This is a genomic window from Vibrio sp. McD22-P3 (genome assembly GCF_021568915.1).
Lineage (GTDB): Bacteria > Pseudomonadota > Gammaproteobacteria > Enterobacterales > Vibrionaceae > Vibrio > Vibrio mediterranei.
This window is the reverse complement of sequence record NZ_JAKGTN010000008.1, coordinates 145,690-157,451: the sequence shown is the minus strand read 5'-3', so window position 1 is coordinate 157,451 and position 11,762 is coordinate 145,690. Positions and strand designations below refer to the sequence as shown.

The 11,762-nt window shown below is 45.0% G+C and carries 11 protein-coding genes; 8 read left to right on the top strand and 3 right to left on the bottom strand.

Annotation, left to right across the window (positions count from 1 at the left end):
- Window positions 1–186 precede the first annotated feature (186 nt).
- From L2W36_RS11565 to L2W36_RS11535, 7 genes are all read left to right on the top strand, one after another.
- On the top strand, window positions 187–1,947 hold the full coding sequence (locus L2W36_RS11565; RefSeq protein WP_236110094.1) for a class I mannose-6-phosphate isomerase: 1,761 nt from the start codon (window positions 187–189) through the stop codon (window positions 1,945–1,947).
- A 2-nt stretch (window positions 1,948–1,949) separates the two neighbouring features.
- The gene (locus L2W36_RS11560; protein ID WP_107305976.1) at window positions 1,950–2,378 is read left to right on the top strand and encodes a PTS sugar transporter subunit IIA; all 429 of its coding nucleotides are present in this window, start codon (window positions 1,950–1,952) and stop codon (window positions 2,376–2,378) included.
- An 11-nt stretch (window positions 2,379–2,389) separates the two neighbouring features.
- On the top strand, window positions 2,390–2,884 hold the full coding sequence (locus L2W36_RS11555; RefSeq protein WP_236110093.1) for a PTS system mannose/fructose/N-acetylgalactosamine-transporter subunit IIB: 495 nt from the start codon (window positions 2,390–2,392) through the stop codon (window positions 2,882–2,884).
- Between the two features lie 80 nt (window positions 2,885–2,964).
- Complete coding sequence (locus L2W36_RS11550; RefSeq protein WP_006069165.1) at window positions 2,965–3,768, top strand: PTS mannose/fructose/sorbose/N-acetylgalactosamine transporter subunit IIC; 804 nt, start codon at window positions 2,965–2,967, stop codon at window positions 3,766–3,768.
- Window positions 3,768–4,616 carry a PTS system mannose/fructose/sorbose family transporter subunit IID gene (locus L2W36_RS11545; RefSeq protein WP_006069166.1) on the top strand — a complete coding sequence of 283 codons (849 nt, stop codon included), beginning with the start codon at window positions 3,768–3,770 and terminating at the stop codon, window positions 4,614–4,616. Before L2W36_RS11550 ends, L2W36_RS11545 begins: the two co-directional genes overlap by 1 nt.
- 51 nt (window positions 4,617–4,667) lie before the next feature.
- Complete coding sequence (locus tag L2W36_RS11540) at window positions 4,668–5,795, top strand: AGE family epimerase/isomerase (RefSeq protein ID WP_236110092.1); 1,128 nt, start codon at window positions 4,668–4,670, stop codon at window positions 5,793–5,795.
- Window position 5,796: 1 nt separating this feature from the next.
- Window positions 5,797–6,366, top strand: a complete 570-nt coding sequence (locus L2W36_RS11535; RefSeq protein WP_236110091.1) for a glucose-6-phosphate isomerase family protein — start codon at window positions 5,797–5,799, stop codon at window positions 6,364–6,366.
- A 37-nt stretch (window positions 6,367–6,403) separates the two neighbouring features.
- On the opposite strand, the gene L2W36_RS11530 is transcribed toward L2W36_RS11535, so the two are convergent.
- Window positions 6,404–7,051 (bottom strand): hypothetical protein, encoded by a 648-nt coding sequence (locus L2W36_RS11530; RefSeq protein ID WP_006069169.1) that lies wholly within the window; start codon window positions 7,049–7,051, stop codon window positions 6,404–6,406.
- A gap of 151 nt (window positions 7,052–7,202) precedes the next feature.
- Window positions 7,203–8,204, bottom strand: a complete 1,002-nt coding sequence (locus tag L2W36_RS11525; RefSeq protein WP_236110090.1) for a 2-hydroxyacid dehydrogenase — start codon at window positions 8,202–8,204, stop codon at window positions 7,203–7,205.
- A 395-nt stretch (window positions 8,205–8,599) separates the two neighbouring features.
- On the opposite strand from L2W36_RS11525, the gene L2W36_RS11520 reads away from it, so the two are divergent.
- Window positions 8,600–9,244 (top strand): flagellar brake protein, encoded by a 645-nt coding sequence (locus tag L2W36_RS11520; protein WP_236110137.1) that lies wholly within the window; start codon window positions 8,600–8,602, stop codon window positions 9,242–9,244.
- Window positions 9,245–9,290: 46 nt separating this feature from the next.
- Here L2W36_RS11520 and L2W36_RS11515 read toward each other — a convergent pair whose 3' ends face one another.
- Complete coding sequence (locus L2W36_RS11515; protein WP_198558690.1) at window positions 9,291–11,651, bottom strand: Lon protease family protein; 2,361 nt, start codon at window positions 11,649–11,651, stop codon at window positions 9,291–9,293.
- Window positions 11,652–11,762: the final 111 nt, after the last annotated feature.

Genomic DNA, 11,762 nt, shown 5'->3' with positions numbered 1-11,762 from the left:
AAACAAGGTTAATCGATTAACCTAATCAACTGTCATTTATCGTCATGATTATGTGATTAACTACAAAATTGCCTCGCCAATTATTGGTTAACAACTGCTAAATGAGTGGTTAAACGCGTTAACCAGTTTGTTAGTTGATTAACTGAGTGATTAGACTGTAGTCAAATGATTAACTCAAGGTGATGTATGAAGTACCTATCTGGTCAATCCAATTATGACAAGTTTCCAAATGTAGAAGTGAAGGGCTTTGACCACGCTGCCGTTCGCGGTTGGGACAGTATCGTTGACACAATTGAACAACGTATTCAGGGCCAAGATAAACATATTTTGGTGATCGACACCTATCATGGTGTCAATCACAATGAACTCCTCGACCAGCTTGTTGCACCGCTCTCCCCCGCTCTTGTGGTGTCAATGGACGATGCGAAATACTCCGAAGAACACATCTTCGCCATGCTAGAACGCAACATTACCGATGATCGAGTATTTGGCGTCATTGCACCGCACAAGCTGGATGAGTTCTTTGACAGCGAAAAGCTACAAGGCTTGAAACAAACTGTTAGTAATGCTGATTCAGGTTTGATCGTTGTTATTGGTCATGGAGCTAGACTGGTCGCTGATGGTGATACCTTTGTTTACGCCGATTTAGCCCGTTGGGAAATTCAGCAACGCTTCCGCCGTGGAGAGCTTGGCAACTGGGGAGCAGAAAACTACAACGAAGACGTCCTGCGTAAATACAAGCGTTCATTCTTTATTGAATGGCGTGTCTTCGACCGATATAAAACTAAGCTGCTGTCAGATGTGGATTTTCTATTAGACACCAACACCGCTTTTGACCCTAAAATGGTCTCTGGCACAGCGTTCAACGCAGGCTTACAACAAGCAACAACTCAACCATTTAGGTTGGTACCTTTCTTTGACCCTGGAGTCTGGGGCGGTCAATGGATGAAAGAAGTCTGCGACCTAGATCAAGACAAGCCAAACTATGCATGGTGTTTTGACTGCGTTCCTGAAGAAAATAGCCTACTGCTTAAATACGGTGACGTTGTTGTCGAAATTCCATCGCAAGACTTGGTATTAACGCAACCGCGCGCTCTATTAGGCGACAGTGTCCATGCTCGCTTTGGTGCCGAGTTCCCGATTCGATTCGACTTCCTCGATACCATGCAAGGTCAGCATCTAAGTCTGCAAGTACACCCTCTGACCGAATACATTCAGAACGAGTTTGGGATGCACTATACCCAAGACGAGAGCTATTACATGTTAGACGCTGGAGAAAACGCCAGTGTGTACCTTGGCACTAAGTCTGGCATCAACCCAGATGAAATGATGGATGATTTATATGCAGCGCAGCGCGGCGAAAAGTCATTCGATGATGAGCGCTTTATCAATCAATTCCCAGCGAAAAAGCACGACCATTTCTTAATCCCCGCGGGCACTATTCACTGCTCAGGCTCCGACTCTATGGTGCTTGAAATCAGTGCAACCCCATACATCTTCACTTTCAAACTGTGGGATTGGGATCGTCTAGGGCTTGATGGCCTGCCACGACCAGTGCATTTGGATCACGGTAAAGAAGTCATTCAATGGGAACGCAACACGGAATGGTGTCAGGAGCATCTAGTTAACGCCATTACGCCAATCGCAGAAGGTGAAGGCTGGAGAGAAGAAAAAACAGGCCTGCATGAGCGTGAGTTTATAGAGACCCGACGCCACTGGTTCAGCAAACCCGTTCTTCATAAAACTGAGGGAACCGTCAATGTTCTGAACTTAGTCGAAGGTAAAGAGGCAATTATCTTGAGTCCAGACAATAAATTTGAGCCATTTGTTGTTCATTATGCCGAAACCTTCGTTATCCCAGCTCACATAGACGCTTATGTCATCCAACCATATGGCGAAAGCGAAGGACAAGAAATTGCCACTATTAAAGCGTTCGTAAGAGGTTAATCATGCTCCATTTTATCGTAGCCAGTCACGGTCCATTAGCCACTGCACTTATCAGCAGTGCCAACATGGTATTTGGCGAACTTAGTAACACGACTGCGATCTGTCTCACCGAAGAGGGAGGCATCGAGCAATTTAAACAAGATTTCCACCGTGAAATCACTGCGATAGCGCCCAATGTCGACGGCATTGTTGTGCTATGCGATTTGGAATGCGGCACGCCTTACAACGTTGCTTGCACTTACGCATTCAACCCAGATTTCAATCCAAAGGTTGAAGTCGTTACAGGGGTGAATTTCCCAACACTTTTAATGACGGCAGACTTTGTTGAAGAGAAGGACGCTTCATACGTTGCAACGACCTTGCAGCAAGAAGCGCTAAAAACGGTTGTCGTTGCCAAGCCAGTAGAGCTGGCACAAGAAGACGATTTTTAAGGAGAAACACTATGGCTATTTCATTTGTGCGTATCGACGACCGCGTTATTCATGGACAGTTAATGACTCGTTGGGCGAAAGAACTTCCTTGTGATGGCATCGTAGCCATTGACGATGCTGTTGCCGCTGACCCATTGCTATCACAAGTCATGAAAGGCGCTGTAACCGACGTTAAAGTTTGGCTATTTGACACGGCGACCGCCGTCAGCAAGCTACCGAAGGTGATCGCCAGCGACAAGAGGTATTTCGTCATCGCGAAATCTCCAGTCACGCTGCGCCGCATTCGCGAAGCGGGTATTAGCCTTGAAAATCTCAATAACAAAATCAACGTTGGCCCAATGAGCGCTAGAGAAGGCACAACGACAATTGGCGGCAACCAATGCGTCAACCAAGAAGAAATCTCTGCATTTAACTACCTCTCAGAAGACGGTCACCACATCGACTTCAGATTGGTTCCTGATGCCAGTTCCTACACCTGGCAAGATGCACTTCAAAAACTGAAATAACAACAAGACAACCTCCACTTTTGACGCGACTTTTCGCGGCAAAAGTGGAGCGACTAATACGTGAGCTAAAGGATGACATTATGTTTATAGAAGCAGTATTTATCGGGATACTCTGCTATCTCGGTGCCCTCTCCACCCCCTGGTTACTTGGATTAACAGGTGGTTGGTACACAATCACTCGACCACTGGTGTCCGGTATGTTGGTGGGTATCATCTTAGGTGATATTCAAACTGGCATCATGGTTGGTGTGGCAGTACAAGCCGTTTACATCGCAATGGTAACACCTGGCGGCTCCATGCCGGCCGACCTTAACTTCGTCGCCTACCCTGCTGTCGCGCTAGGCATCATGTCTGGACAGGGCGTGGAAGTCGCTGTTGCTATCGCCGCAACCATCGGTATCGCAGGCACCATCATCTTCAACTTTATGATGGTTATTAACTCCTACTGGAACCATAAAGCGGATTTAGCCATAGAAGCTGGTGATGAGAAAGGCGTGTACATGAACTCCGCCATTTATCCGCAGGTCACCAACTTCTTAATGCGCTTTATTCCGACCTTTATTGCGGTTTACTTCGGTAACCAATACATCGAAGGGTTTATGGCTAGCCTCCCGGATATGGTGATTAACACTATGACGGTTCTAGGTGGCATCTTACCTGCTGTTGGTATCGCAATTCTGTTAAAGCAGATTATCAAAGAGTCTACGATGCTGATTTATTTCTTAGTCGGTTTCGTTGGCATCGTATTCCTAAACCTCAACATGGTGGGTTTGGTAATGATTGGCGCACTATTCGCTCTACTTCATTACAACTACAAACCAGAACCACAAACAGCTAACGCTGCGCCAGTTCAACAGGCTGATGATGACGAGGATGAATTCTAATGACTGTACAACACAACAAAATTGGTACTGAGATCGAACCAAAGGTCGCACTCGACAAAAAAGATCTTAAGAAATGTTGGCGTGCATGGATGATGTACAACCTATCATCGATGAGTTTTGAACGCTTGGAATCGTTTGGCTTCTGTCTCGGTATGATGCCTGCTTTGAAAAAGCTCTACCCGAATCAAGAAGATCGAAAAGAAGCAATGAAACGTCATGCTTCCTTCTACAACACCGAACCGCAGTTGGGCGCTATCATCAATGGTATGGCTGTGGGTATGGAAGAGAAGAAAGCCAACGGCGAGCCTATTGACGGCGAGACCATCAATACACTCAAAGTCGGTTTGATGGGACCAGTTGCCGGTATTGGCGATTCTATGATTCCGGGTATGTTAGTACCTATCTTACTCAGTATTGGTATGGCACTAGCCGCTGGCGGTAGCATGTTAGGCCCGATCTTCTACATCGTGGCATTCAACGCCATCGCTATCATCGGTTCTTACCAGCTGTTTATGAAAGGCTACAAGATGGGCGCAGGCTCCGTTGAGATGCTTGTCAGCCACCGTTCAACCAAGATCCGTGAAGCGTTGTCACTATTAGGTGTCTTTGTCATGGGCGGTGTTGCGGCCAGTTACGTCAACCTAGGCACTGGTCTTGAGTTTGCCACCAAAGATGGCGTCGATATTAACGTACAAATGATGCTCGATGGAATCTTCCCTAAACTACTACCATTAGTTGTCGTTTTAGGTACGTGGTTTGCGATGGCGAAAAAAGGCCTTAGCCCAGTAAAAGCAATGCTTTCATTAGTGGTTATCTCTTTCATCGGTGTCGCTATCGGTCTCTTCTAATTTTTCAATACTTAGGGCACTCATTGAGTGCCCTATTCTTTGGAGCAAACCATGGACTCCCTAACCTTTCAAATTGCTCGTTGCCAACACTGGCTCACCCAGCATGCCCTACCTCGGTGGCAAAAAGCACAATCCAATCAAAACGGGATTTTTGCCGAAGGCTTACTTTCCGACGGACAAGAGTTTAGTGACAGTTTACTAAGATTTCGCGTACAACCACGCCAGGTTTACGTCTTCGCGCACGCCACTGAGCTCAATCTAATCGACGGTCGCAATCAAGTTTTAGCGGCCATTGAACGAGGATTCGCACACTTTGGCTCACCATCATCCGGTTATCATTTCGCGCTGTGTAAAAGCAATGACAGTGAGAGTGAGGCGATCAACCTATACGAACAAGCTTTCGCCCTTCTTGGGTTTGCTTGGCATTACAAACTAGCGGCGGATGAAAGTGCACTAGCCTCAATGGAAGCCATTTATCAATACATCTCAACGCACCTTTGGGATACAGAACAAGGTGGTTTCTTTCTGACTGAAGGCAACGCGGTCAACAAAGGGCAAAACCCCCACATGCATTTGTTCGAAGCGTTAATGGTCAGCTATGAGCATACCGACAACCCCATTTGGCTAGAGCGAGCAACACAAATCTATCAGTTGTTCCAAACTCATTTTATGCAAAGTGACCATTTAGCCGAGTTCTTTCAGGCCGATTTCTCACTTGACGTGGAAACAGGTACCCATATTGACCCTGGTCATCATTATGAATGGATCTGGTTACTCAGCCATTATCAGAAACTGACTGGCGTTGACGTCCAAAAAAACATCGACGTGTTGTACCACTTTGCACAGCAATATGGGCACAACGACAATGGTCTTGTTAGAGACGAGATATACGCCAACGGCAAGCCGTTGCGCTCAACATCACGCCTTTGGTGTCAAACCGAGTACTTAAAAGCCTGTATTGCACTTTGGGAAAGAGACCCTAGCGAAACTCGCAGAGCCGCAGTCAGTCAAGCAGTGGAACACATCTTCGTTCATTACTTGAATCCAGCGTTGCCAGGGTTATGGGTCGATCAAGTAGATAGCACGGGTGAGCCGTTAAATGAACACTCTCCAGCGAGCAGTTTTTATCATCTATTTCTAGCCTTTTCTGAATTACTCAGAATCGCCAATAAGGATTAACATGCATTTATCTATTCCTCCTAGCATCAATTACTTAACTGGTCATATTGATGCAGAAAACGTCATCTGCAAAGAAACTACACTTGGCTCACTTGAAGGTGTATTTGCTGACGAAAGCCAACGTGCCGCAAGTGAACAGGACCAAATTATCTACCAAGTGGAAATGCTACCTGCCCAGCATGCAGAAGGAGAACTAAACTTTGGTGTTTCGCATATTGAGCCCGGTTCTGTAGGTGATGAGTTCCACATGACGAGAGGTCACATCCACCAACGTAAAGAGCAAGCAGAGTTCTATTTCGGCTCGCAGGGTGAGGGTTTACTACTCATGCAAACAGAACACGGAGAGGTGTCGATTGAGAAAGTATTTCCAGGCAGCGTGCATCATATTCCAGGCTTTGTCGCCCACCGATTGATCAATACGGGTAACACGCGATTATCTGCGCTTGCAGTTTGGCCTGCTATCGCAGGGCATAACTACGATTTTCTAAATGAGGTGGGGTTTAAAGTACGGGTACTAAAAAGTAATGACGGATACCAAATAGTTTCTGAGGAAGAGCAGCAAACCGTTTAACGATAGTGCAAATCCCTTGCACTCATCATTGTTGGTATTACACGTTATCTTCAACCACATAACCCGCATACTCGCGCCACTCAGGAATATCACGAGGGTCACCGAACTGACGGAAGAATCGGACTGAACTTTGTGGCGCTTTACAATCAAGTTGATCTTGGCAGAAATTCGTCAGCTTATAATGGCTTTGATATCCCTCTGCCCATGCATCATACGCAAGGTGTGATTGTTTCCAGAAAACGTGGTCAACTTGACCTTTTGTCGCAAGGAATGGGTAACTTGGCTTTACCTGCTGCGTAGCGTAGACCGCGTGCCCAATAAGGTTGAGTAACTTAGAAATACAATCGGCACCAATGTCTTCGATAGTCAGCGTCTTAATTTTATCAATGTCGTCTCCAACGATAGAGGCGACACGATTAATAATGAACTCCATATCAATAAGTGGTTGAAGCTCATAAGCAAGCCAATTAAGACGTTCGCCTATTTCATCTAAATATTCCTGACGCGTAAACTGTCCTTCTCTTACTGCTTTCGCATACTGTGCAACATTAGGATTTTTACGAGCCAAATATTCCTGAAGTTCCGGATAGTCGGTCAATGAAGCATGGTTTTTTGAAAGGACTTCTAGCAGAGCTTCCTGGTTCACTAATAGCTTACCTAGCTCATTTTTGGCGTTTTCGTTCATTTTCAATCTCACTTATGATTCGTTGATTATCTTATGGCCGCAATCATACGTTTTCAATCTCTTTTCAGTCTAATTCTATAGCTTTAGTAAAGAGTAGTAATAGAAAAACAATGCCCAGCATACACTGTTGCTGGGCTTAGGTATGCGAGCATTAACTAAGTTCGATGAGTTCGTTATTAGAAGGTGAACCAGAGAAGAACGCTTGGATGTTGTTCAATGTGGTATCAGCGATATTGTCCAGCGCTTCATGGGTTAAGAAGGCTTGGTGGCCAGTAAATAGCACATTATGACAGGCTGACAGGCGTCTAAATACGTCATCAACGATGACATCATTAGACTTATCTTGGAAGAACAGATCTTTTTCGTTGTCGTAAACATCCAGACCAAGTGAACCTATCTTGCCTGACTTCAATGCTTCGATAGCCGCAGAGGAGTCCAACAATTCGCCTCGGCTGGTATTAATGATCATAACCCCATCCTTCATCAAGCTAAACGCCTGCTCATTGAGTAGGTGGTAGTTGTCTTTCGTCATAGGGCAGTGCAGAGAAATAATATCACTGGTACGGAATAACTCTTCCTTACTACAGTAGGTTGCCCCTAATTCTAATGCTTGTGGGTTTTCGTAAGGATCGAAACACACCAACTTCATACCAAATCCTTTGAGGATTTGCATGGTTGCAACACCGATTTTTCCAGTGCCGACAATTCCCGCTGTTTTACCGTGGAGATTAAAACCCACTAAGCCGTCTAATGAGAAATTGGCGTCACGTGTGCGCTGATAAGCCTTATGAAAGCGACGGTTTAGACACATCATCAAACCTACGGCGTGCTCCGCCACTGCCTCTGGTGAGTACGCTGGAACACGAACCACCTGCAAACCTAACGTTTTTGCCGCGTCTAAATCCACTTTATCGAACCCAGCACAACGCATCGCAATAAGTTTTACCCCCTCTTGTTGGAGCTTAACCAGCACTTGCTCCGATAAGTCATCATTGACAAAAGCGCACACCACATCACACCCAGCTGCCATCTTGGCCGTTTTTTCGGTCAACCTGAAATCATGAAAATGCATTTCATTGCCAAAGCGTTGGTTCACCTTTGAAAATGAATCCTGGTCGTAAGATTTAGAGCTGAAAAAAGCAATCGAAGTCATACTTACTCTCCCATCGATTATTGTATATCTGTTAGCATACGCCGACTTTTGAGCAATTACACATGACAAAAAGTATGGTTAAACTGTTGATGAATTAATAAGTTATGGCTGTAACGTCTATAAAATTCATCCATTTTCCAATACATCTATCATTAGAATCGCCAACTTAGTTTTAAAATTGACAACCAAGTCAATATTTTGACTCTTCGATAAGTTTTTTGATTGCATATCACTGCTTGAGATCCTAGTATTTCGCGAACACCATTCCAAAAAAATAACAGGTGTGAAGTAACAAATGTCAGGAATAACAGGCAGTGACGCAAACAAATAAAAGAACACTCTCCAGCACAACTCAAAGAAGCACACAAACACTAAATAGTACGGATGCTTTAGCCATGATAGAGCATGGCGGAGATGTGACGCTTACGGTGACCGCTCCCGTTGGCACCTCGTTTCGTAGTGCAACTAAATTCATTGGTGCTCACTCCGATCATCGCATTCTGTTAGAAATCCCCAATATCGATGAAAGTGACCTTAAGTACTTTTTTCAAGAAGGCTTTTGGTTAATCGTTCGTGCTATCTCTCAGCGCGGAGAAGGTGGGGTGGTTCAATTCCGTTCTCAACTGCTACATATAGTTGATGAGCCGCTATCACTGCTCATCTTGTCGATTCCCCAATCCATGCAGGTGACCAACCTCCGCAAAGAGCCGCGATATGAGGTCAATTTGGGCGCACGTCTTTATACTGGTGATACGCAAGTTCGTTGTGAACTTCGTGACATGTCAAAAAGTGGATGTCGATTTATCTTACCAGCCTTAGGGAAAAGCTTGACCGTTGGACAGGAAGTCGCCCTCAAAGTGGCCTCAGGTGGAGACAAAGACCGCTTCTTTCCTGCGCTCTCAGGATTAATTTGTAATCAGCAAAAGTCCAGCCACTACACTGGTTACGGAATAAAGTTTGATGAAGAGGGCGAGAAAAACGCAAAAGAGTTGCTCTCTCATCTAAAATTCGATGGTACTAAACTCAAACTACGCGCATAAAAAAGCCAAGTGATAACACTTGGCTTTCCCTTTAATAATGGCCTAACTACTTTCTAAGTGCATTGAGCCTTGCTTGCGCGATGCCATAAACGGTATCTATAGGATAACTGCCTTCCAATGACGGTGTACCTGCCTCTTTCCCGGTAAACAGTTCTATCGCTTCTGTTACATGATCAATCGCCCAAATGTTAAATTCACCTTTATCAACCGCTTTCACAATATCAGGTCTTAGCATTAGGTTATGAACATTTGAGCGAGGGATAATGACACCTTGTTCAGAGGTTCTACCTTTAATGGCACAAACATCGAAGAAGCCTTCTATTTTCTCATTCACACCACCAATTGGCTGAGATTCACCGAACTGGTTCATCGACCCAGTGATAGCGATGTCTTGTCGATTTGCCTGTCCTGAGAACGCCGACACTACCGCACAAAACTCAGCCATACTCGCACTATCACCATCAACACCACCATACGACTGCTCAAAGGTAATGGTCGTGGTAAGCGGGACTTTAGCAGTCTTACCAAATACCGAAGACAAGTACGCCGTTAAGATCATTACCCCTTTGGAGTGAATACTGCCACCCAAATCCACGCTGCGTTCAATGTCGATAACATCACCATCGCCGTAAGAGGTCGTCGCGGTAATACGATTAGGTGCGCCAAACATGTGGTCGCTGGTTGTCAGAACCGAAAGCGCGTTCACTTGCCCAATGGCCGAACCTTGGGTATGAATTAGCGTTGTGCCATTTACAAACCCTTCCATCACATTATCTTGTAAGCGATTGACTCTCATCTGTTGGTATTCCAACGCCTGTTCAACGTGCCCAGCTCGGATCAAATTGGATTTGGCATTACGAGCCACATAGTTTGATTCTCGCAATAGATTCGCTATGTGCGCTGAATGCAATGACAGTTTATTTTGATCACCTGATAAACGAGAGCTGTGCTCGATGATACGAGCTATCGCTTTACGGTCACAATGCAACATATTGTTGTCATGAACGATACTGGAGATAAAGCGGGCATAATGTAGCTCGGAGTCCGCGCTGCGCGGCATCTCATCTTCGAAATCAGCGGTCACTTTAAACAACTCACTAAATTCCGGATCGTAGTGTTGCAACAATTGGTAGGTACGATAATCACCAAACAAGATGATCTTAACGTCAAGAGGAATTGGCTGCGGATCAAGCGAAACCGTACCGGTCAGAGTTACTTCTTTCTCTAATGAGGTAAAACTTAATTGTCGTGAACGCAAAGCACGCTTCAAACCATCCCAGACATAAGGCTGTTCTAGTACTTTTACCGCATCCATTAACAATACGCCGCCATTCGCACGATGCAAGCTGCCAGCTCGAATCAAGGAGAAATCGGTAAATACTGTGCCTTTGTAGGTCGCCGTCTCGATATAGCCGAATAACGAGTGATAATTCGGGTTTTCTTCCACAATGATAGGAAAGTCGGAACAAGACTGCTTAACAATCAAGTTTACCTTGTAGCGACGAGGGAACTTTTTATCAAGGGAGGCAGACGCGATTTCGCCCTGCTCACTGCCCTCTTCTAAGAAAATATCAACGTTTTCACAGATGTCCTTTTGCAACTCTGTAAAGTACTTCTTGATTTCAGTGTAACCGTTATACTCTTTCTTAAGCTTTTTAATCAGATGGCTGATAACACCAAGCGTCACTTCTTCATTAAGCTTTTGAATATTGTCAGTATAGGTTTCTTCCCAGTCGGTTAGCTCACGAGCCATTCCACGTAGGCTTACTTCCAACTCATCGATCGTTAGACCAAAGCGCTCCTGCTCATCATCCGGCAATTCTGCAAAGCTCTCTTCTGTATGCAGTTCCTCTTCGTTCATTGCCACAAATTGGTAGTCACCTTGAGGCGTAATGGTCAGGCTAATACCTTTCTCTTTAGCCTCTTCACTGAGTTTTTGTAACTCTACTTGCTGTTTCTTAGCGAGATCATTTTTCAGCTTATCGGCACGACCAAAGTAAAGTTCATTGTCGAACGCCATAGGTATGGCTTTTACTAGCTTGAGGATAAGTTTTTCAACATCTTTTTTTAGCCTCTCGCCGACACCGCAAGGCAACTTCAAGACTTTAGGCGTTCGAGTATCGGCAAAGTTAGCCACATAACACCAGTCATAGAGGTCACTGCTGTCATGAGGATGGCGACTTAAATAACGTAAGATCATCGTACGTTTGCCAAGACCATTCTGGCCAATAGCGTAGATGTTGTAGCCTTTCTCTTTAATTGACATCGCAAACTCAACCGCTTTCTGAGCGCGTTCTTGTCCGACGATTTCATCAATTGGTGGAAGTTCTTTGGTGGATTTACAAGGCAGTTTTTCCAGTTCTGCTGCGTGGTATAGCTGTTTTGTTTCTAATCGTTGGATCGCCATAACCAGCTCCTTATCATTTCCTTCTTCACTTCAGTTTAGCCGAATTGGCTTTACAATTTAGTGACTTAGTAAGAAATTACGTTTAAGTGGTCAGTTTTTAGACAAAGCAGT

What these genes read in the sequence shown, in the direction of transcription:
- L2W36_RS11540 (WP_236110092.1), top strand. Translation starts at nt 4,668, where the DNA reads ATGGACTCCCTAACCTTTCAAATTGCTCGTTGCCAACACTGGCTCACC.
- L2W36_RS11535 (WP_236110091.1), top strand. Translation starts at nt 5,797, where the DNA reads ATGCATTTATCTATTCCTCCTAGCATCAATTACTTAACTGGTCATATT.
- L2W36_RS11550 (WP_006069165.1), top strand. Translation starts at nt 2,965, where the DNA reads ATGTTTATAGAAGCAGTATTTATCGGGATACTCTGCTATCTCGGTGCC.
- L2W36_RS11515 (WP_198558690.1), bottom strand. Translation starts at nt 11,651, where the DNA reads ATGGCGATCCAACGATTAGAAACAAAACAGCTATACCACGCAGCAGAA.
- L2W36_RS11545 (WP_006069166.1), top strand. Translation starts at nt 3,768, where the DNA reads ATGACTGTACAACACAACAAAATTGGTACTGAGATCGAACCAAAGGTC.
- L2W36_RS11520 (WP_236110137.1), top strand. Translation starts at nt 8,600, where the DNA reads ATGATAGAGCATGGCGGAGATGTGACGCTTACGGTGACCGCTCCCGTT.
- L2W36_RS11560 (WP_107305976.1), top strand. Translation starts at nt 1,950, where the DNA reads ATGCTCCATTTTATCGTAGCCAGTCACGGTCCATTAGCCACTGCACTT.
- L2W36_RS11565 (WP_236110094.1), top strand. Translation starts at nt 187, where the DNA reads ATGAAGTACCTATCTGGTCAATCCAATTATGACAAGTTTCCAAATGTA.
- L2W36_RS11555 (WP_236110093.1), top strand. Translation starts at nt 2,390, where the DNA reads ATGGCTATTTCATTTGTGCGTATCGACGACCGCGTTATTCATGGACAG.
- L2W36_RS11530 (WP_006069169.1), bottom strand. Translation starts at nt 7,051, where the DNA reads ATGAACGAAAACGCCAAAAATGAGCTAGGTAAGCTATTAGTGAACCAG.
- L2W36_RS11525 (WP_236110090.1), bottom strand. Translation starts at nt 8,204, where the DNA reads ATGACTTCGATTGCTTTTTTCAGCTCTAAATCTTACGACCAGGATTCA.